The organism is Erythrobacter sp. S57(2025) (genome assembly GCF_057365055.1).
The window spans coordinates 520,906-541,764 of the sequence record NZ_CP200299.1; the positions used below are offsets into that span (position 1 = coordinate 520,906).

The following is a 20,859-nucleotide window of genomic DNA, read 5'->3' on the forward strand; positions in this document are numbered from 1 at the left end:
TTGCGCGTTCTACAAGTGGCGACAAGGGGAGCGTATTGGTGGAATGGCAAAATAGTTATCTTCGGTTGGTCAGACGGTGGGGATATCGCAGCGCAAGTCTTCGCCCTTAATCCGACAATTTCAAAGCTGGCATTCGGCGGCGTTGGAGGGGGCTTTACAATGCAAGAGCATTTCGAAGACTTTTGGGTTTGTGAGGAGACACAAACTGAGGCCCGAGATGCTTGTCTGACTGACCTACGTAGGCAATTCGAGACGATTAAGCTAAATCCAACTTGGTCAAGGCATTGGTCGGGACAAGACAATACCTACAAGGTGTGGGAAAGCCGGCTGGACACTAGGCTGACTCCCTTGTTGGTGGGTGAGACAAGGCCAGTTCTAATGGTCCATGGTTCGAATGACTTTACCGGCGCACCAGTTGAATCTGCACAGAAACTGGCCGCGGAGGTTTTCGGCTCCGGGCATTCTCAATTCACTTATTGGGAGGTCGCGGGCATGGAGCACGACATCTGGTCATTGTCGCCAGAGGAAGCAATTGCATTGGAAGGCAAAGTACTCGACTGGCTGCTTGACGACTTGCCGCAATAGCAGGCGATCCAAGAGTGACGCTCCAACACAACTGGATCATGGGCGCAACATCCGTCTTCCAGAGCTCTTTTGGCAGGAGCACTTTGCCTAGCACGGAGGAGGCCGCGTTAGACTAGCAGCGCCGCCACTCCTCCCTTCCGATCACCGATACCATTGCCAAAAAAGAAAGGCGCCCCGCCGAAGCGGAGCGCCCAGTGTGTGTCGGAGAGACACGTGATTTGTGGATCGATTAGAACCGCAGTGTCGCACCAAATGTGATGCGGCGATCCGGCAAGCCTTGGAAGCACAGCAGGGCGCCATCATTGACGCAGAACTGGCTGATGTCCGACTTGGTCAAGTTCACGCCTTCAACACCCACGGCGAGAAAATCGGTCACGTCATAGACCACACTGGCATTCAGCTGCCCGCGAGCCTCTGTGACAACTGGGAAGCCCAGCGTTGAGTTGAGTGAAGCGCCAGCTGCAGTATCAAGCGTACGGAACGCATCACGCCATGTGTAGCGCGCGCGGGCCGACAGGCCGAACTTTTCGTAATACAACGTCACGTTGTACGCATTTTCAGAGAAGTCGAGCAGACCTTGAACCGCCTCAACTGGATCAGGAACGCCCGGAGCAGATGCTTCGAAAATGTCCTGACCGCGGCCAGAGGCTGTTTGTGTGGCCTGACCACCGCCAAAGTCCTGATAGGTGTAGTTGGCGATGACGCCAAAGCCCGACAGGAAGCCCAGCTGATCTTCAAACTGCGAGAGATCGTATTGGAATGCGATCTCGATACCGGTTTGCGTTGTGCTGGCCGAATCGTTGACCATAGTTTGCAGTGGGACACACAGGCCATTGCCGGGGACGTCGGAAAGGACGTTGCGGTCAGGCACTGGGTTAAAGATACCGCCGCCTTCACACGGATCGGTGATGTCGCGGAAACCATTGGCATCCTCAACTGCGTCTTCGACTTGGGTCACGAACAGGTTCGTGCGGTCCTTGTGGAAGAAGCCGATGCTGATCAACGATGATGGTGCAAAGTACCACTCAAGCGAAGCATCGAACGATTGCACTGTTTCCGGCGCAAGGTTCGGATTGCCCAGGACCACTGCGTTGTTTGGACCCGTTGGGAACGAAACAGACAGCGACAGATCACTAAAGTCAGGACGGTTGATGTCCTCGGTGTAGCTTGCACGGAAGATCAGATCATCCGTTAGATCTGCGATCACGTTCACACGCGGCATGAACTCGGTGTATCCGCCGCCCGAAGTGACTGGCGATGCTACGCCGCCAGCAATGGCATTACCGAAGGAATCAATGCTTGTATCAATCCAACGGAAGCCGACATTGCCGCGCACCGGACCCGTTTCGAAATTGGCTTGCGCATATAGGGCATGCGTTTGCTCTTCGATACGGAACGATGCTGCAAGATCACCGGTTGAGTTTGGATCGAGATCGTTGAGCAAACGCCCTCCACCAGCGATCGCTGCTTGACCACCAGGCGTTGCATCGAGTGCAGCCTGTAAAAGCGCAAACACGTTGTCCCGGTCAGAGAATGAACGGTTTGGATCGACCACCACGAAGTTGCGGAATGCAAGCTCGCGGCCATCAAATGCGCCGAAATTGCTCGGACCCTGCACGATCAGATCGCCGAGTGCAGAACCGCTTGGGCTGTTCGCAATTGAACCCGTACCAAATGTTGAGCGCAAGCGATTGAATTCGCTTGAGCTGTCATTGTAGCGATAGCCAGCGTCAATCGATGTGATCAGACCAAAGGCACCATCCAGATCGAGAGTGGTGTCGATACGGAAGGCGTCTTCCTTATTCTCTGTCGTGTTGTTGCTGTTTGTCACTGCGTCCAAAACCGTATTGGCTGGGTTCAGCAGATCTTGAACAGTCGGTGCAAATGGCGAGTCAAAATCAACACCAAACGTCAAAGCTCCACCGCGCAGATCATAGATGAACGGTACAGAGTTATCGTTGCTGGACCCATCAAGCGGTGTCAGCGGGTTAGGGTTGATGAAGTTCAGCGTGGTGCTGAGGTTTGGGTTTGCCGAATCCGATGTTGAACGCGAAAGCTCAACCCGTGTGGTCAAACGTCCGGTCTCGAACTCGGTACCTAGGCGATAGAGCTCGCTAGTGGTAACGCGTGCGCCGGTATCGCTAGAGAAACGCAGGTTTGGATCATCGTCATCGCGTGCAAGGTTCGGCTGGATTGTGCCGAACAAAGCGGCTTCGATGCTGCCCAGATTTACGCCGTCGAGCGAGCCGAAATTCACTGTTTCAAAGCCATCCGGCACGTTGACCGTATCAACCGCGCTGACGCCAGACCCTTGGATACGCGAGCTGTCCTGACGACGCTCTTGATCGTTGTAGATCACGTCAAGGAAGAACATCAGGCCAGGGTTCGGCGCATATTCGAGCGAACCCGCAAGGTTGATCGTCTCGTACTCGAAATTCTCGCGTTCCTGATTGAGGAATTGGATGTTCAAGAACGGATTGGATGGTCCAGGGGCGCCAGCGGCCGTTACAGCCTGGTCCGCTAGGATCAGGTTGTCGCGGTCAACACGTGGCCGGAACGATGTGGCTTCTTGTTCAGTATAGCTGCCGCTGACAACAAAGCCGATTTCACCGTCGCCGGCTGACCAGACATCGCCAAAGCTGCCAGAGATGCGCGGCTTAATGCTGTCAGACAGTTCACTGTACTCACCTTGCACCCTCAACGACATAATCGTGTCGGTGATGTCGAGTGGGCGAATGGTCCGCAAATTGACCGTACCGCCAACAGAGCCTTCGATAGTGTCAGCGGTTGGCGCCTTAATCACTTCGACCGCGCCGATAATGGCAGGGTTGATGTCTTCAAAGCTGATGCCGCCGCGACCTGTTCCAGCTGAAACGGTTTTAACGCCGTTGATGAGGACTTGGTTGTCGTTTGTGCCGCGAATTTGAACGCCCGTACCGACACCAGCTGTACGCGTGATCTGAACGCCGGTGACGTTTTCCAGAACTTCAGCCAGGTTTTGGTCAGGCAGCTTACCAATATCTTCTGCCTGAATAACTTCAATCAGGCTGTCAGCATCACGCTTCTCTGCTAGCGCGCTTTGCAGCGAGCTACGAATACCTGTGACAACAATCTGGTTGCCTTCGCCTTCAGCAACGCCTTCATTGCTTTCAGCATCCTGTGCGAATGCAGTTGTCGGCATCAGTGCGATTGCAGAACCTGTAAGAAGTCCAGCGAGCAGACGCGACCGTGTAGTGGGCAGGCTTACGCCGCCAGTAAAGTACCCCATTTCTCTCTCCCATCACCACTTTTTCTTTGGGTTGGTCCGTCCAAGGCTAAGCGGCCTCCATCGTGAGTCAACCAGTTGGACAGACATTTTATCCAAAAAGTGTCATACCAATTAATCAGATTTGCGATAAATACAAATAAGAACAGCGCGATAGATCTTCGCTGGCGTAGTGCATACCTGTGCAGCAATTAGCGATTTCGCACCTACTCGTCACATTTTTGCATCACTACGTCCAGATCGTCGTTTCTCGTGCCTTTGCCATACGAGATACTATCACACCATGAAAAGCTGTTGAAAAACAGTGAGGTAAAAAATGCATGCCGGAGGAGTGATTGAGTGGGTCGCGTGAGGTATCGAGTCGAAATTGGTAAGGCCAAAGTGGAAAATTGGCATGACATATATGTTGACATCGATTTCCTCGGCACTAAGCCTTGCGTCAGAGAAAAAACCTTTTGGGAGGGGTATGATGGCAATTCACGCAGCGCTGCGCAGCGCTTCTTCACGCATTTCACTTTCTACTGTTCTTCTGGCTGGGGCTGCCAGTTTGGCAACGCCCGCGCTGGCTCAAGAAGAGCCGGTTGACGTCGCTGAGGAAGCACAGCCCGGTGATATCGTTGTGACCGGTATCCGGCAGACGATTCAAAACTCAATTAATGAAAAGCGTAACTCAACAGAAGTGTTCGATGCGCTGTCGGCTGACGAAATTGGCGATCTTCCAGCGCTGTCAATTGGTGAGGCGCTTGAAACTCTGACTGGCGCAGGTTCGCACCGTGAGCAGGGCGGGGCAACCGAGATTTCGATTCGCGGCCTTGGTCCTTTCCTTGGTTCCACAGTCATCAATGGCCGTGTCGCAACCAATGGTAGTGGTGACCGTTCAGTCAACTTCAGCCAATTCCCTTCTGAGCTGTTCAGCAAAGTTGGCATCTACAAGACGCAGGCTGCTAGCTACATCGAGGGCGGTGTTGCTGGTCAAATCGTTCTGGAAACGATTCGCCCGATCGACCTTGGTCGTCAGCGCATTCAAGGTGAAATAAAACTCAACGCAAACCCCGATAACCTCGACATTGATTCTGATCAGCGCTTTCAGGATATCGGCTATCGCGGCACGCTCAGCTATGTTGACACATTCGACGTGGGCGATGGCGAATTCGGTATTTCGCTTGGCTACCAGCGCAGCGAAACCACCAACCCAGAGCAAGAGGCCAACGTTTCTAACACGATCCGTGCTTGCGTAATTGATCCAAGCACCACCAGCGATGGTGTCTTTGATGATGGCAATTGCGACACAAGCGGTAGTACGATCGCTGGTCTGCGTGATGGCAGCGTCGATCTGCCCTTCTTGATTGCGCGCAACAGTTACGCGCTGCGGTCAAACATTACGGACGATACGCGTGATGCTTTCTTCGGTGCGATCCAGTATCAGCCGAGCCCGGATGTCGATATCAATGCTGACTTCCAATATTCGAGCCGCCTGTTCCGTGAGCAGCGTTCTGACCTGAACTTTGCGGAAGGTCGCCGGATCGACGGTCCGGGTGATCCCAACCGAATTGAAGGCTTTGATCTCATCGTCACTGAGAGTGGCGCGCTGCGTCAGTTCACTAACGAGCAGCGCATTGAAGCTGTAAGTGAGTATCTTGAGCGTGACGAAGAGTATTACGGTGGTGGTCTGTCGATCGATTTTCGTCCAGCAGATCGCCTGACGATCTCACTCGACGCCTCTTACTCGCAAACTCAGCGTACTGAAGAGGCGGTGCAAATCCGTTTCCGTACAGAAGACGGCGAAAGCATTTTTGGCAACACTGATGCAGACGGCAACCCCTTCTTCCCAGAAGCATTTGAAAGCGATCAGACACCGAACGCTGGTCGCACCAACGGCACCGATGACCGGGTCGAAACAGCGGTCCTGATACGCCAAAATGGTTCGCAGGGTCTGAACTTTGTCACGCAAAACTTTGATGTGACTGACTACACACTGTTCGCGAACGATCCGCGCCTGCGTGCCGATCTTGAACAAGACCGTTTCAACAGCATTTGGGCTGTACGCGGCGATGTCGCATACGAAGCTGACGGTTTCTTTAGTCTCTTCCAAGCCGGTACGCGTTACCAAGAACTGATCTATCGTGATGTTCCTGGCGCTCAGAATGGTACCAGCCGCTTTGAAAATACCTACAACGACACTGACGGTAGCGGCGCGTTGTTCGTCGCCAACCAAGAGTGTCGGACACCTTTCCCTGAATTTGGTTTCCTCTCATCGGTTTCGGGTGGTAACCCGCTGATTACCAACGTTGATCTTGATGGAAATGTGCTCAGCACATCCAACACTTTCGCAACTTTTGATGCGCTGTGCATCGCCCAGGTTCTCGAGCGTGAAGATCCATCGGGTCTCTCGTTTGATGCCGACGGTCGGCCAATTTTCCCTACGGGTGAATTTGACTCGATCCAGAACACAGACGTGATGGAACGGACTTGGGCCGGCTATGTCCAGGCGGACTTCGATAGCCAGCTTGGCGAAATGCCAATTCGAGGTAATGTCGGTGTGCGCGTGGTTGACACCTCAGTGCGTTCACGGGGATTTCGCGCAGCGCTGAACGTTGATTTCACACCGGGCGATCCGCTGGATCCAACCGATACTGGTGAATTCGTTCTGGTGCAGGATAACTCCTCATTGGTCTCTAATGTGTTCGAAAATTCCTACACAGAGTTCCTCCCGAGCTTCAATCTCGTGGCGGAATTCCAACCTGAATTGCTCGGACGTTTTGCGGTGTATCGCTCGCTGTCTCGTCCGGATCCATCCAGCCTTGGCAATGGTCGGTTCTTCAGCACCAACAATGATGAATTTTCGACCGCGATTGACGCTCTGAGCGGCGGCATTGATCAGGTAACGGCGACCGGTAACCCGGCGACCGAGCCACTGCTTTCGTGGAACGTCGATGCTGGTATTGAGTGGTATCCGAATGAGGATACGATCCTCGCGTTCAACGCATACTACAAGAGCTTTAATGGCGGTTTTGAAACCGTTGGCCAGTTCGAGCCTTTCACAATTGCCGGTCAAAGCGTCGACCTGCTGGTAACGCAGGTGCAAACGACACAAGACACCAGCACAATTGCAGGTATCGAAATCACCGCAGCGCACCGTTTCAGCTATCTGCCTGCGCCGTTGGATGGGCTAGGCTTCAAGTTGAGCTACAACTACGCAGATTCGAACTTTGAGTTTGAAGACGATACGCTCGGCGCGCTCACTACCGTCAATAGCGATGGCACGACCACAGTCACGAATGGCCTGATCCCGCCGTCCAACCTGTTCGGCTTTTCAGAGCATGTGTTCTCTGGCCAGGTTTATTACGAGATCGGCGATTTCGATTTCCAAGGCGTTTACAAGTATCGCAGCGACTACTTCCAGCAGTTCGTCTCGACACCGGGCCGCATTCGCTACGTGGATGACGTAGGCGTGTTTGAGGCGCGTATGTCTTGGACCATCAATCGCAACCTGCGCTTCACCGTTGAAGGCATCAACCTGTTCAATGAACCGCGGACCAACTTCCGCGGTGCGCCGGACGATTTTGGTGCGATCCAGGTCTATGGCCCGCGTTACTTCGCAGGCATCAGGGCACGGTTCTGATCAGTTAGGGGCACCATCGTACGAGGGGTCGATGGTGTCCCGCCTTTTTGACAGCTGCCCCTTGCGGGCTACATGAGAATAGAACTAACGGGTGAGGTAAGCGAAAGGACGGCAGAGATTTAGTATGAGCGGCAAGCGACTTTTCCAATCTGTGGCCGAGCAAATTGCGGGCCTAATCGATGATGGTGCCTTTCCTCCTGGGACAAGGTTGCCGGGGGAACGCGAGCTTGCCGAACGTCTTAATGTCAGCCGTGTCACCATTCGCGAAGCTGAGATTGCCTTGCAGGCCGTAGGACGGCTTGAGATCAAGACAGGATCCGGCGTCTACGTCAGCGAAACTCAGCCCGGTGAACTCACAGCTCTGCCTAGTGCTAGCGCTTTCGAAGTGACTGAGGCTCGCCTGCTTGTGGAATCTGAAACGGCGGCGCTTGCAGCGCACAACATTACTGATGAGGCAGTGCAGCGCTTGTCTGAGCTGATCGAAAAGATGCGCAGCGGAGATGAGCAGGCCGCGAACGAGGCCGATCAGGAGTTTCACCGTACGATCGCAGAATCGTCCAATAACGCGGCCATGGTTCACACCGTTCAGTCGCTTTGGCGCATGCGTGAAGAGCTGCCTGAGGTGAAGGCCACATATGAAGCCGTGTGTGTCCATGATGCAGATTCTCGCACCGCAGAGCACGAGGCGATCTTCTTCGCTCTGCGTGATCGGGACCCTGCGGGCGCACGTGCAGCAATGCGTGAGCATTTCCACCGCTTGATCGAGGCCATGCTGGATGCGACGGAGCGAATGGCTTTGGAAGAAGTGCAGGAGAAGGCTTCGAAAAGCCGAGCGCGCTTCACGGCCGCCACGAAGATTGCCTGACCAAATTGGTAATACAAAAAACCCCTCAATGACATGCCAGATTGATTGACACTGGAAGACTCGCGCCTATAGTTGGCCATGAGAGAACGGAAGAGGGGAGTGCTTGGGATGCTTACGAGGCTGTGCCTTGTGTTGATTGCCGCGTGGCTCGCTGCCACGCCTGCATTCGCTGAGCGCTATTTCGTACAAAACCAGAGCGAATATGCTGATGTCTTGGAGGATGTTGAGGCGGGCGATGTCATCGTTCTTGCCAACGGCGAATGGCGAGACTTTGATCTAGTCATCACCGGGCAGGGCCGCGCAAATGCGCCAATCACTCTCACTTCCGAGGAGGCTGGCAAAGTCATTCTGACCGGCCAGTCCAGCCTGCGCATTGGTGGGCAGCATATCATCGTGAGCGGTCTTGTCTTTCGCGACGGATACAGCCCGCGCGGCGAGGTTGTCTCCTTCCGCCGGACGAAGCAGGACATCGCCAGCAATTCGCGCGTCACCGAAGTTGTGATCGACAATTTCAGCAAGCCCGACCGCTACGAATCCGATTATTGGGTTGGCATATACGGTCGGAACAACCGCTTTGATCATAATCACATGGTTGGCAAAACCAATAAAGGTGTAACATTGGCGGTCCGGCTCGACAGTGAAGAAAGCCGCGAGAACAATCACCGAATTGACCACAATTACTTTGGTCCACGACCTGTGCTCGGCTCCAATGGTGGCGAGACGCTGCGGATCGGCACAAGCCGCTATTCTATGCATCGCTCTGACACATTGGTTGAGAACAATGTCTTTGACCGCACCGATGGCGAAGTTGAGATCATTTCTTCTAAATCGGCGGGCAATATCTTTCGTGGCAATGTTTTCCTGCGTTCACGTGGCACACTGACTTTGCGGCACGGTGATGACAATGTGGTGGAGCGCAATGTCTTCTTGGGTGAGGGCAAGGACTATACTGGTGGCATTCGCGTCATCAATCGCGGCCAGACGGTCCGCGGCAATTACATGGAAGGCTTGCGTGGAGAGGCGTTCTCTAGCGCGCTAGCGATAATGAACGGCGTGCCTAATTCGCCAGTCAATCGCTATGTCGAAGTTGAGAATGCGCGGATTGAGGGCAACACGATCGTAGATAGTCGGCGCGTTGCATTCAATGTGGGTGCGGATGAGGAACGCTCAGCACCGCCATCCAACAGCACCTTTGCCCGCAATCTGATGGGCGGCCTTGAAGGTGAGAGCTTCCTCGAAGTCTATGACGACATTTCTGGTGTGTCGTTCTCAGATAATCGCGTCGCACAAGGCGGTGTTGCGGATGAGCTAGAGAGCTTCGTGCAAGCGGGAGTTGAGCTGGAGCGGGCTGAAAATGGTCTGCTTTACCCTGTTGATCCAGAGCTTACTCACCTTGGTGCGCCACGTGATCTGACGCCAGTGACTCTCGCGCAAGTTGGCGTGTCTTGGTATCCTAAGCCTGGCAATGAAGGTGCGTTTGGCACTTCCGGCAACGTGACCCATGTTGAGCCGGGTGAGGGCACTCTGGCAGAGGCAGCGATGGCGGCCAGCGATGGTGATGTGCTGCTTTTGGGCAGTGGCGAATACACGGTCGACCGTTCGATCCCTCTTGGAGTTGCCCTAACGGTGCGCGGAGCTTTTGACGAAGGCGCTGCACCGCCAACCATCTTCTTCACGCGGCCAACTCTTTTTGAGCTACGCGAGGGCGGCAATCTGCAACTGGCCAATCTAACGATTGACGGCGCTCTTGCTCCGGACTCGGTTGGTAATTCAATGATCCGCACCACGACCTATCCAATCAAGTCCAATCTAATGGTCGAGATGGACAACGTGACCGTTCAAAATCTTGTCGTGAACAAGTCGTTCAATGTCCTGACACTCGGCAAAAGCTCGCTTGCGGACCGGGTAGACATTCGCAACAGCCGCTTTATCGACATTACAGGTGCAGTGGTTTCGGCGACTGCTGAGACAGAAGACTTTGGCCAATACAATGTCGAGTATCTAGACATCTCCAACAGTGACTTTGCCAATATCGGTGGCCCCATCGCGGATGTGTATCGCGGAGGCCGCGATGAAAGTACATTTGGTCCGTTTGTGACCTTTGCGGGCAACCGTATCGCGGAAAGCGGCATGGCGGCGACTAATGGTTCGGGCGCATCGCTCAACTTGCATGGTGTCCAGATCGCAGACGTATCGCGCAATCAGGTGGTGGGCTCTGCGCCAGTTCGTGTGGTCCATACAGTCGGCACGCCCGACACATCTATCACCAACAATCAATTCGCAGGCACGCCGCAATTGGTGCTCGAAGAATTGAACTATGACGGTGAACATCGCGCTGATGTTTCAGGAAATGTCTTTGCGGAAGGGGATGGCGAATGAAACGTCCAACTCTGCTGCTGTCGGCCTTTGCCTTCGCCGCCACTGCGCAGCCATTCGCGGCTGAGGCGCATAGCGAACACAGCGCTGAGGCTGCGCAGGCATTGCCATCGCTCTTTGCCTCTGAACTTGATCGGTCAAAGGCCTTTGTCGACACGATGATGGCTCAGGGGCTGGTTGTGCCTGTGCCCTCCGATCCGGGCGGCGGGTACACCCACGAACAGCACAAACGCAATTACCGCGCGATGTATCTGGCAGGCCAGCTTTATCGGATTACCGGTGAAGAGGCGTATGCGCACTACATTCGCGATATGCTGCTCGAATATGCTCAGCTGTATCCGACGCTGGAAGATCATCCGGCGCGGCGCAATCAGAACCCGGGTCGGATTTTCTGGCAAGTGCTCAATGATGCGGTGTGGCTGGTTCATTCGGTTCAGGCCTATGGCGAAATCCGCGATACGCTTTCTGCAGAAACCCGCGCACGGATCGACGATGATGTCTTCCGCCGGGCAGCGCATTTTCTTTCAGTGGAAAGCCAAGCTACTTTTGATCGCATTCACAATCATGCGACTTGGGCTACCGCCGGTGTTGGTATGACCGGCTATCTGCTAGGCGATCAGGATATGGTCGACCGCGCTCTGCTCGGCAGTGATAAATCGGGCGAGACCGGCTTTATTCGCCAGACCGAGCTGCTCTTTTCCCCAGACGGATATTACACCGAAGGGCCCTATTATCAGCGCTATGCTCTGATGCCCTTTATGGTGTTTGCCGACGCGATTGAGCGCAATGACCCGGATCGCCGCATCTTTGAGCATCGCGATGCGATCTTGCTTAAAGCGCTACGGATGACGATTCAGCAAAGCTATCGGGGTTATTTCTTCCCGTTCAATGATGCGATCAGGGACAAAAGCCTGCGTACCGATGAGCTTTATCATGGGGTTGCAATAGCTTATGGGCTGACGCGCGATCCTGCTTTGCTGTCTATAGCGCAGTATCAAGGGCGCACTGTCCTGAGCCAAAACGGCATGACACTGGCGCGCGATCTGGATGCAGGTCTGGCGGAGCCATTCCCGTTCCGGTCCTTGCTCTTGCGCGACGGTCCTGACGGTGATTGGGGCGCGGTTGCGGTCCTGCGTCAAGGCGATCCGAATGAAGTGGGTGAACCGGGTACAGTTCTCATTTCAAAGAACACCAGCCAAGGGTTTGGTCACGGCCATTTTGATAAGCTTGCCTGGCAGCTTTACGACAATGGGAATGAGATCGTGCGCGACTATGGCGCGGCTCGGTTCTTGAATATTGAGGCAAAAGAGGGCGGGATCTACCTCCCTGAAAACACCACTTGGGCCAAATCCAGCGTGGCGCACAATACGTTGGTGGTGGACGAAACAAGCCACTTTGGCGGCGACCGCCGGGTAGCGGATCAATATTGGCCCACGCAGCTTTACTACTCTGATGCGCAGGCGCTTCAGGTTTCCAGTGCGGAGATCGACAGCGCCTATACTGGCGTAACCATGCGCCGCACATTGGTGATGCCTCAGATTGACGGTCTGGAAACGCCGCTGGTTCTTGATCTGATGAGCGCTGTCAGTGACGATGCGCATCGTTACGACCTGCCGCTGCATTATTCCGGCCACATCATGGAGTTCAACTTCGATGTGCAAAGCAATGCAGGTGAACGCCCGGTTTTGGGTGCGGACAATGGCTACCAGCATATTTGGGTCGATGCGCAAGGTGAACTAGCCGAAGGGCACGGCGCGCTGACATGGATCAATGATGGTCGCTTTTACAGTTACCACTTCACCGGCAATGGCGCGATGGACGTGGTGCTGGGGGAAAGCGGGGCGACAGACCCCAATTTCAACCTACGCCGTGAACCGCTCATCATGCTCAGAGCGCGAGGTGAAGGCGAAACGCATTTTGCCAGCGTGCTCGAAACGCATGGCTTTTACGATGGTGCTGCCGAACAGACTGTGCAGAGCCGTTCGCGTATTGCAGACCTTACTCACAGCCGCGTCGACGGCATGGATATCGTACGTCTGACCCTGAAATCAGGGCAGCGTTTTGCGATTGCAGTATCCCACATTTCCGATCCTGAGCGAGCGCATAGCGTTACGCTCGATGGCGAGACGATCGCTTGGAGCGGTTTTGCAGGTGTGATCGCGCTTTCGGAAAGAGGATAGCTAACAATGGCAACGGTAATGGACGCGCAAAGCTCGCCCTTCGTGGTCGCGAAGGAAACGCCGAAAGAGGATTTAGGCGAGGGGATAGCCCGCCAGATCCTGGGCTACGGCCCTGAAATTATGATCGTGCGCGTATGGTTCGATAAGGGGGCCGTGGGCGAAGTGCATTCGCACCGTCATAGCCAATCCACCTATGTCGAAAGCGGATCATTTGAAGTCTTCATTGACGGTGAAAAGCGCGTGCTCAATGCAGGCGACAGCTTCTACATCGCACCGCACCTGGACCATGGCGCAGTGTGCCTTGAAGCAGGAGTGCTGATCGACACGTTCAGCCCGCTACGCGAAGACTTTCTTGGGCTGGAGGGCTAACGCTGTGATCAAAGGCAATTTGCGTTTCTGGATTGTTGGCCTCGTCGCGTTGGCCACCATCATCAACTACATCGACCGCGGGGCGCTTGGTTTCTTATGGCCTGAGATTTCTAAGGAGCTGGAGCTTACCGAGTATGATTATGCTATTATCCTCAATGTCTTCACCTTCGCCTATGCTTTTGGTCAGACGATCTTTGGCAAGATTTTTGATTGGATAGGCACGCGGCTCGGCTTCATCCTGTCGATTGTTGTCTGGTCGGCCGCAACTATCCTCCATGCCTTTGCGCGCGGCTTGGTCAGCTTTGCGATTTTCCGCGCTATCTTGGGCGTTTCAGAAGCGGGCAACTGGCCGGGCGCCACGAAGGCAAATGCTGAGTGGTTCCCGATCAACGAGCGTGCATTGGCGCAAGGCATTTTCAACTCAGGCGCTGCAATTGGTGGCATTGTTTCCGCGCCCATTATTGGCCTGCTATTCGTCTTTCTGGGCAGCTGGCAGGCAACCTTTGTCGCAATCGGTGTACTTGGTTTTCTGTGGCTGATCCCTTGGGTCATTGTCTACAAAAGCGGTCCTGATGCTCACCCATGGATCAGCGAAGAAGAGCGCGAATACATCTTAACAGGTCAACGCAATGTCGAGACCAATGAGGTTGCAGACTACGCTCCTACAAGCGGTGAGATATTGAGCCGCAAGGAAAGCTGGGGCGTTATCCTCGCCAGCTTCTTCATCGATCCTATCTGGTGGTTGTTTGTAGGTTGGTTGCCGATCTATCTCCTCAACACCTATGGCTTCGGCGTAGAGGAAATCGCGGTCTATGCGTGGATCCCGTATGTTGGCGCGATGTTTGGTGCATGGTTCGGCGGGTTGCTTGCCGGCAATCGCTTGAAAGCGGGCTGGACTGTCAATCGCACTCGCAAAACGGTTATCACGCTTGGCGGCGTTATCATGTTGGTCTCGCTGTTGATGACCACTCAGGCAAGCACGCCGCTCACCGCAGTGCTTATCATGGGCGTGATCTTGTTTGGGTTCCAGACCGCTATTGGTAACATTCAAACTCTGCCCAGCGATTTTTACAGCGGTAAGTCTGTCGGCTCGCTTGCCGGCTTTGCGGGCACTGCTGCAAAGCTTGCTGTCGTCGGGCTCAACTTCCTGATCCCTGTTATCACAGTCAACAGCTACACACCCGCCTTCCTAGTTGGTGCAGGCCTGGCGATTATGACCGTTGTGTCGATCCTAGTTCTGTGCCCAGAAATCAAACCACTCAAACCGAAATCGGCCTAAGGCCGCACCGTTCTAAAGGGGAACAAACACATGAAATTTGCAGGCAAAGTGGCCGTAGTCACAGGCGGAAGCCGCGATATTGGCCGCGCGGTTTGTGTCAAACTCGCAAGCGAAGGCGCGAGCGTTGTCGTAAACTACAACAGCAACGAAGCCGATGCTGATGCTGCACTCAAAGCGATTGAAGCCGTAGGCGGCAAGGGTATCAAAGTTAAAGCAGACGTCACCAAAGCCGCGGATGTTGACGCGCTGATTGCTGCGACGCGCGAGGCCTTTGGCGATAGCATCGACATCCTCGTCAACAATGCGGGCGGACTTGTCGCGCGTAAAAAACTGGAAGAGATGGACGAGGAATTCTTCAACTTCGTCATGCAGCTCAATACAACCTCGACCTTCCTTGCTTGTAAGGCCGCTGTGCCATTTATGAGCGAAGGTGCTGCGATCGTTAATCTTGCAAGTCTTGCGGGCCGTGATGGCGGCGGAGGCGGCGCGATTGCCTATGCGACGTCAAAGGGCGCTGTAATGACCTTTACCCGGGGGCTCGCCAAAGAGCTCGGACCCCAAGGTATCCGCGTCAATGCGCTATGCCCCGGTATGATCGCGACGTCATTCCACGACACGTTCACACCCGATGCTGCGCGTGAAAATGTGGCCAATTCCACACCACTGCGTCGTCAGGGCATTGCCACAGAAACTGCTGATCTTGTTGCTTATCTCGCCTCGGACGAAGCTTCCTTCATCACGGGCGCGAATATTGACATCAATGGCGGTCTCGCATTCTCGTAAATCCAATCTGATCAACACAAAGAACCAAGGCTCCTCCCCATGGCTAAGTTCCTATCCTTCGGCGAAATCATGCTCCGGCTTAAGACTCCGGGCAATGAACGTTTTTTCCAATCACCCGGCTTCGAAGCCACATTTGGCGGGGGCGAGGCGAATGTCGCTGTCGCTCTTAGCAATTATGGCTTTGATGCAGGCTTCGTAAGCGCGCTTCCCGACAATGACATTGGTGAAGCTGCCATTAGGGAGCTGCGTTACTTTGGTGTCGATACATCCAATGTCCGGCGCAGTGGTGAGCGGGTAGGCATTTACTACCTTGAAACGGGCGCCAACCAGCGCCCCTCCAAGGTGGTCTATGACCGCAATCGCTCGTCGATTTGCGAGGCGGGACCGGGTGATTTTGATTGGCCTTCGATCTTCGAGGGCGCGAAATGGCTGCACATCACTGGTATTACCCCTGCACTCAGCCAATCGGCGGCTGATCTCAGCCTCGAATGCGTCAAGGCAGCGAAGGCTGCGGGCGTCATTGTCTCGTGCGACTTCAATTATCGCGGCAAGCTTTGGAAGTATGGGAAGACCGCGCCAGAGGTGATGCGTGAGTTGGTCAAATATGTCGATGTTGGCATCGCCAATGAAGAAGATTGCCAAAAGTCACTCGACATTAGTGTCGATGTGGACGTTGAAAGCGGCGAACTCGATACAGCGAAGTATGAGGCCCTGTCTGCCAAGGTTCTCGAAATCTATCCGGAAATGAGCACAATCGCGATCACTCTTCGCGAAAGTTTCAGCGCGGATCGCAATGGCTGGTCTGCTTGCCTACGCACACGCGAAGGCGGCTTTAAGCTGTCGCGCCGGTTTGAGATGACCGATATTGTCGACCGCGTCGGCGGCGGGGACAGCTTTGCCTCTGCGCTCATCTACGGCCTCAACGCTTATGAAGACCGCCAGCAAAGCCTCGAATTTGCAGTCGCTGCCAGCTGCCTCAAACACTCAATCCTGGGCGACTTTAACCGCGTGAGCGTGCCTGAGGTCGAAAAGCTGATGAGCGGCGATGGTTCTGGCCGAGTCCAGAGGTAGCCGAGCCGTGGAACCGGTTTCGCTCAAACTTGAATTAGGAGGAGCTCGCGCGGCTTGTCAGAATACCGCACCGCTCCTCGCCAATGACAACACTTCGCGCGAGCAGGAATTGTTCGAGCGCTGCGTTGCTCGCGAATTGATTGACGATCGCTCGACCACCTGAACGCAATTTGTGCGGGCAAAAAGCGTGGGGAAATCCACGCTCTGGAGCACTGGCGTTTTGACGCTGTCCAAAATACGCTCTTTAAGGGTCGGATGCGCTATCAAGAGCCACCCGTCGCATCCAAACGCCCAATCCAAGGCTACGCATTGTGAGCTTGCGCTTGGAAGGCGTCTCCAAGTCGGTGGATGGCGAGACACATATCCATCCGATTGATATCGAGCTGCAAAAAGGGACAATGAATGTCCTGCTAGGGCCGACATTGTCGGGCAAGACGTCACTAATGCGGTTGATGGCCGGGCTGGATCGGCCTGATACGGGCAAGATCTATTGGGAGGGGCGTGATGTGACGGGTCTGCGTGTGCAGGATCGCAATGTCGCAATGGTTTACCAGCAATTCGTGAATTACCCTTCGATGAGCGTATATGAGAACATCGCTTCTCCGCTCAAACTGCAAGGAAAATCGCGCCAAGAGATCGATGCCAAAGTGCTCGAAATGGCTCAGCTGCTCCAACTGAAAGAACTGCTAGATCGCAAACCAAGCGAGATTTCCGGGGGCCAACAGCAACGCTGCGCTATTGCGCGAGCTTTGGTGAAGGATGTTGGGCTGGTCTTCATGGATGAACCTCTGGCTAATCTCGATTACAAGCTGCGCGAAGAATTGAGGATCGAAATCCCGCGTCTGTTTGCCGCATCGGGCAGCATTTTCGTCTATGCGACTACCGAACCTGAAGAAGCCCTGTTGCTAGGTGGGAACACAGCTACCTTGTGGGAAGGGCGTGTCACGCAGTTCGGGCTATCTACCGATGTCTACAGACGTCCCATCGATCAGATCACTGCCAGCGTTTATTCCGACCCGCCGATGAACTTTCTCCCAGTTTCAAAAAACGGTTCGACCGCCGCGTTTGCCAACGGCCAGATCGCGCCGATCGAGGATGAAGGCGGCCCAATGCCTGATGGCGATTATCGTGCAGGTTTTCGCGCGCATCATCTGAAAGTCGGCTCCGTCGATGCGGGTGACATTGTATTTGAAGCGAAGGTTGTTGTCACTGAGCTGACCGGGTCAGAGACCTATGTACATGTGGAAGCACAAGGCGAACGTTGGATCGCTCTTGTCCCCGGTTTGCCAGCAATCGATGCCGGCCAAATCGTTCCAGTGAGCGTGCGCCCGAGTGAAATTCTATACTTCGATCATAGCGGGAGGTTGGCCGGAGGCCAGCGTGGTCAACTGGCAGAGGTAAGCGGGTAAACATGGCCTCAATCACACTAGAAAACCTCGCCCATTCTTACTTGGCAAACCCGCAATCCGAGGGCGATTTTGCGCTGAAGGAAGTGCATCATCAATGGGAAGACGGCCACGCTTATGCGCTTCTAGGTCCTAGCGGCTGCGGCAAAACGACTTTGCTCAATATCATGTCAGGTTTGCTCCAGCCGACGCGTGGGCGAATACTATTCGATGATCGTGATGTGACGCACGCTTCGACTGCTGCGCGCAATATTGCGCAGGTATTCCAGTTTCCCGTGGTCTATGACACGATGACGGTAGCGCAGAATCTTGCCTTTCCCTTGCACAATCGTGGACAGGGTGCAGTCCAGATTGCGAGCAGGGTTGATCAGGTGGCGGCGATGATTGGTCTGGAGGCGCACCTGCACAAGAAAGCGCGCGGGCTGACAGCGGACCTTAAACAGAAGATATCACTGGGGCGCGGCGTCGTACGCGACGATGTCAACGCGATCCTTTTTGATGAACCGCTGACGGTTATCGACCCGCATTTAAAATGGGAGTTGCGCACTCAGCTCAAATCGCTTCACCGCGAATTTGGGCATACAATGATCTACGTTACGCATGACCAGACGGAGGCGCTGACTTTTGCAGAAAAAGTGGTGGTTATGCACGAGGGCCGCGTGCTGCAGATTGGCACGCCTCGTGAGCTGTTCGAAACGCCCGCGCACTCTTTTGTCGGATATTTCATTGGATCTCCGGGCATGAACTTTTTGCCAGCTTCAGTCGAAGGGCGCGAGGCCAGGATCGGTGGGCAGGTGGTCGATTTAATGCGGGACTTTGGCATTATCGCAGGCGCTGTGTCGCTTGGCATAAGGCCGGAATTCGTCCGTCTTACAAAGGGCGATGGCCTGCCCGTAAGCATCAATCGTGTGCAGGATGCGGGTCGTCAGAAATTCGTCAACGCAAGCGTGTTCGGCACTGAGATGAACATCACTTTGGATGCCGGTACTGAGATCGAAGCCGACATGACGAAGATCGCACTCGAACCAGCAAAACTGAACGTTTTTTGTGACGAATGGCGAGTGGAGGGGGGCTGATGGAAAAGACGCCCAATCAACGCGCATGGCTGCTAGTATTGCCAGTGCTAGTTCTCGTCGCATTCTCTTCGATCATCCCGATGATGACGGTCGTGAACTATTCGTTTCAGGATAGTTTTGGCGGAAATGAGTTTTTCTGGGTTGGACTGGAATGGTACCGCGAATTGCTTAGATCCGAACGCCTATGGGATGCGTTGGGGAGGCAATTGCTATTTTCCTCAATCATCTTGCTGATCGAGATCCCGCTGGGCATTCTGGTCGCCTTGGCGATGCCGAAAAAGGGCAAGATGGCATCTATGTGTTTGGTGCTGATGGCGCTGCCGTTGTTGATCCCATATAATGTTGTGGGGACAATCTGGCAGGTGTTTGGGCGCGAAGATATCGGTCTGCTGGGCAGGACACTCGCTGAATTAGGAATCTCATTCAACTATGCGCAAAACGCGCTTGATGCTTGGATGATCGTAATTGTGATGGACGTCTGGCATTGGACTTCGCTCGTCGCTCTACTGACTTATGCGGGTCTCCGCTCCATTCCTCCCGCATATTATCAGGCCGCCAAGATCGATCAGGCAAACAGGTGGAGCATTTTTCGATTCATTGAATTGCCCAAGATGCGGGGCGTCCTGATTATCGCTGTGTTGCTGCGATTTATGGACAGTTTCATGATCTACACAGAACCGTTCGTGCTGACTGGAGGAGGGCCGGGTAACGCGACGACCTTCCTTTCGATTGACCTTGTGAAGATGGCGCTCGGCCAGTTTGACCTAGGGCCAGCAGCGGCATTCTCGCTGATGTATTTCCTTGTGATACTGCTGATCTCATATGTGTTTTACACTGTGATGATCACAGGCGACAAAGCAGAGAGTTCGGCATGAAGCTCTTGCGCCCTTCGACCTTGATCATGGTCGCTTACCTATTGTTCTTGCTGGTGCCGATCTACTGGCTGCTCAATATGAGCTTCAAATCCAATGCGGAGATTTTGGGCACATTCACTCTGTTCCCGGACGATTTCACGCTGGCGAACTATCGCACCATACTTACCGATCCATCTTGGTATATGGGCTATGTGAATAGCTTCATCTATGTGGCGCTAAATACGGTCATTTCGCTGGTTGTCGCACTGCCGGCTGCCTATGCGTTTAGCCGCTACCGCTTCATGGGTGACAACCACTTGTTTTTTTGGTTGCTGACCAATCGCATGGCGCCGCCAGCGGTGTTTGCGCTCCCATTCTTCCAGCTCTACTCGAGCGTGAACCTGTTCGACACGCATATCGCGGTCGCGCTGGCTCATTGTCTATTCAATGTACCGCTTGCGGTGTGGATTTTGGAAGGTTTCATGCGCGGCGTACCCCGCGAGATTGACGAGACTGCCTTTATCGATGGCTATGGCTTCACGCGTTTCTTCACTCGCATTTTTGTGCCGATGATCGCGCCTGGTATCGGCGTCGCTGCATTCTTCTGCTTTATGTTCAGTTGGGTCGAGTTGCTCCTCAGCCGGACGCTGACAAGCGTGGACGCAAAACCAATCACCGCGATCATGACCCGCACAGTTTCCGCCTCTGGCCTTGACTGGGGCGTGCTGGCGGCGGCGGGCGTATTGACAATCATACCGGGTGCGATCGTGATCTACTTTGTGCGCGGCTACATCGCCAAAGGCTTCGCGTTGGGCAGAGTTTGATGGGGAGGCACTGATATGGATTGGATGGCTTGGACCTTGCCCACGGCGTTGTTTTTCGGCGCAATCGTCCTGATACTTGTCTATATGACGGTGCTTGCTCTGAAATATCCGAGCACGCCGCGCACAGGAATTCTGGGTGCCGAAACTGCGCGCGGTGACCGCTTGTTTATCACTCTGCTTGGCTCTGCCTTTATCAACCTTGCATGGATTGGCTTGACCGATGCGCCCCAATATTGGGCGCTGGTTATGTGCGGTGTGTTTGCAATTGGCGTTTTCCGCTGGGTATGAAGCACAACAGAATTCC

General features: G+C 54.3%; 15 protein-coding genes. 14 read left to right on the plus strand and 1 reads right to left on the minus strand.

Translation table 11 applies throughout. The features are described 5' to 3' along the window. The first annotated feature begins 378 nt into the window (after nucleotides 1-378). Complete coding sequence (locus tag AC0V6N_RS02450; RefSeq protein WP_486170005.1) at nucleotides 379-585, plus strand: hypothetical protein; 207 nt, start codon at nucleotides 379-381, stop codon at nucleotides 583-585. A 229-nt stretch (nucleotides 586-814) separates the two neighbouring features. Here AC0V6N_RS02450 and AC0V6N_RS02455 read toward each other — a convergent pair whose 3' ends face one another. Beyond that, entirely contained in the window at nucleotides 815-3,853 is a 3,039-nt protein-coding gene (locus tag AC0V6N_RS02455; RefSeq protein WP_486170006.1) for a TonB-dependent receptor, read from the minus strand. Between the two features lie 463 nt (nucleotides 3,854-4,316). On the opposite strand from AC0V6N_RS02455, the gene AC0V6N_RS02460 reads away from it, so the two are divergent. The 13 genes from AC0V6N_RS02460 (at nucleotide 4,317) to AC0V6N_RS02520 (ending at nucleotide 20,843) form a co-directional block, all read left to right on the plus strand. Continuing rightward, nucleotides 4,317-7,472 carry a TonB-dependent receptor gene (locus tag AC0V6N_RS02460; protein ID WP_486170007.1) on the plus strand — a complete coding sequence of 1,052 codons (3,156 nt, stop codon included), beginning with the start codon at nucleotides 4,317-4,319 and terminating at the stop codon, nucleotides 7,470-7,472. Between the two features lie 124 nt (nucleotides 7,473-7,596). Next, a complete protein-coding gene (locus tag AC0V6N_RS02465; protein ID WP_486170008.1) occupies nucleotides 7,597-8,337 on the plus strand; it encodes a FadR/GntR family transcriptional regulator in 741 nt (246 codons plus the stop codon). Between the two features lie 108 nt (nucleotides 8,338-8,445). After that, entirely contained in the window at nucleotides 8,446-10,716 is a 2,271-nt protein-coding gene (locus AC0V6N_RS02470; RefSeq protein WP_486170009.1) for a polysaccharide lyase 6 family protein, read from the plus strand. Beyond that, on the plus strand, nucleotides 10,713-12,893 hold the full coding sequence (locus tag AC0V6N_RS02475) for an alginate lyase family protein (protein ID WP_486170010.1): 2,181 nt from the start codon (nucleotides 10,713-10,715) through the stop codon (nucleotides 12,891-12,893). The genes AC0V6N_RS02470 and AC0V6N_RS02475 overlap by 4 nt, the downstream gene beginning before the upstream one ends. A gap of 6 nt (nucleotides 12,894-12,899) precedes the next feature. Further along, a complete protein-coding gene (locus AC0V6N_RS02480) occupies nucleotides 12,900-13,262 on the plus strand; it encodes a cupin domain-containing protein (RefSeq protein WP_486170011.1) in 363 nt (120 codons plus the stop codon). Nucleotides 13,263-13,266: 4 nt separating this feature from the next. After that, on the plus strand, nucleotides 13,267-14,541 hold the full coding sequence (locus AC0V6N_RS02485) for an MFS transporter (protein ID WP_486170012.1): 1,275 nt from the start codon (nucleotides 13,267-13,269) through the stop codon (nucleotides 14,539-14,541). A gap of 30 nt (nucleotides 14,542-14,571) precedes the next feature. Beyond that, complete coding sequence (locus tag AC0V6N_RS02490; RefSeq protein WP_486170013.1) at nucleotides 14,572-15,324, plus strand: SDR family NAD(P)-dependent oxidoreductase; 753 nt, start codon at nucleotides 14,572-14,574, stop codon at nucleotides 15,322-15,324. A 39-nt stretch (nucleotides 15,325-15,363) separates the two neighbouring features. Next, nucleotides 15,364-16,395: a PfkB family carbohydrate kinase gene (locus tag AC0V6N_RS02495; protein WP_486170014.1), complete on the plus strand. Its 1,032-nt coding sequence runs from the start codon at nucleotides 15,364-15,366 to the stop codon at nucleotides 16,393-16,395. 311 nt (nucleotides 16,396-16,706) lie between these two features. Continuing rightward, nucleotides 16,707-17,804: an ABC transporter ATP-binding protein gene (locus AC0V6N_RS02500; RefSeq protein WP_486170015.1), complete on the plus strand. Its 1,098-nt coding sequence runs from the start codon at nucleotides 16,707-16,709 to the stop codon at nucleotides 17,802-17,804. 2 nt (nucleotides 17,805-17,806) lie between these two features. Next, nucleotides 17,807-18,877 (plus strand): ABC transporter ATP-binding protein, encoded by a 1,071-nt coding sequence (locus AC0V6N_RS02505; protein WP_486170016.1) that lies wholly within the window; start codon nucleotides 17,807-17,809, stop codon nucleotides 18,875-18,877. Continuing rightward, nucleotides 18,877-19,752, plus strand: coding sequence for a carbohydrate ABC transporter permease (locus AC0V6N_RS02510; protein ID WP_486170017.1), 876 nt, complete (start codon nucleotides 18,877-18,879; stop codon nucleotides 19,750-19,752). The genes AC0V6N_RS02505 and AC0V6N_RS02510 overlap by 1 nt, the downstream gene beginning before the upstream one ends. Beyond that, nucleotides 19,749-20,555, plus strand: coding sequence for a carbohydrate ABC transporter permease (locus AC0V6N_RS02515; RefSeq protein WP_486170018.1), 807 nt, complete (start codon nucleotides 19,749-19,751; stop codon nucleotides 20,553-20,555). The genes AC0V6N_RS02510 and AC0V6N_RS02515 overlap by 4 nt, the downstream gene beginning before the upstream one ends. 15 nt (nucleotides 20,556-20,570) lie before the next feature. Beyond that, on the plus strand, nucleotides 20,571-20,843 hold the full coding sequence (locus tag AC0V6N_RS02520; protein WP_486170019.1) for a DUF2160 domain-containing protein: 273 nt from the start codon (nucleotides 20,571-20,573) through the stop codon (nucleotides 20,841-20,843). Nucleotides 20,844-20,859 lie beyond the last annotated feature (16 nt).

Excerpts from the sequence above, each read along its gene's own strand:
- AC0V6N_RS02475 (WP_486170010.1), top strand. The coding sequence starts at position 10,713 with ATGAAACGTCCAACTCTGCTGCTGTCGGCCTTTGCCTTCGCCGCCACT.
- AC0V6N_RS02455 (WP_486170006.1), bottom strand. The coding sequence starts at position 3,853 with ATGGGGTACTTTACTGGCGGCGTAAGCCTGCCCACTACACGGTCGCGT.
- AC0V6N_RS02465 (WP_486170008.1), top strand. The coding sequence starts at position 7,597 with ATGAGCGGCAAGCGACTTTTCCAATCTGTGGCCGAGCAAATTGCGGGC.
- AC0V6N_RS02495 (WP_486170014.1), top strand. The coding sequence starts at position 15,364 with ATGGCTAAGTTCCTATCCTTCGGCGAAATCATGCTCCGGCTTAAGACT.
- AC0V6N_RS02460 (WP_486170007.1), top strand. The coding sequence starts at position 4,317 with ATGATGGCAATTCACGCAGCGCTGCGCAGCGCTTCTTCACGCATTTCA.
- AC0V6N_RS02470 (WP_486170009.1), top strand. The coding sequence starts at position 8,446 with ATGCTTACGAGGCTGTGCCTTGTGTTGATTGCCGCGTGGCTCGCTGCC.
- AC0V6N_RS02515 (WP_486170018.1), top strand. The coding sequence starts at position 19,749 with ATGAAGCTCTTGCGCCCTTCGACCTTGATCATGGTCGCTTACCTATTG.
- AC0V6N_RS02505 (WP_486170016.1), top strand. The coding sequence starts at position 17,807 with ATGGCCTCAATCACACTAGAAAACCTCGCCCATTCTTACTTGGCAAAC.
- AC0V6N_RS02450 (WP_486170005.1), top strand. The coding sequence starts at position 379 with ATGGTCCATGGTTCGAATGACTTTACCGGCGCACCAGTTGAATCTGCA.
- AC0V6N_RS02510 (WP_486170017.1), top strand. The coding sequence starts at position 18,877 with ATGGAAAAGACGCCCAATCAACGCGCATGGCTGCTAGTATTGCCAGTG.
- AC0V6N_RS02520 (WP_486170019.1), top strand. The coding sequence starts at position 20,571 with ATGGATTGGATGGCTTGGACCTTGCCCACGGCGTTGTTTTTCGGCGCA.
- AC0V6N_RS02490 (WP_486170013.1), top strand. The coding sequence starts at position 14,572 with ATGAAATTTGCAGGCAAAGTGGCCGTAGTCACAGGCGGAAGCCGCGAT.
- AC0V6N_RS02480 (WP_486170011.1), top strand. The coding sequence starts at position 12,900 with ATGGCAACGGTAATGGACGCGCAAAGCTCGCCCTTCGTGGTCGCGAAG.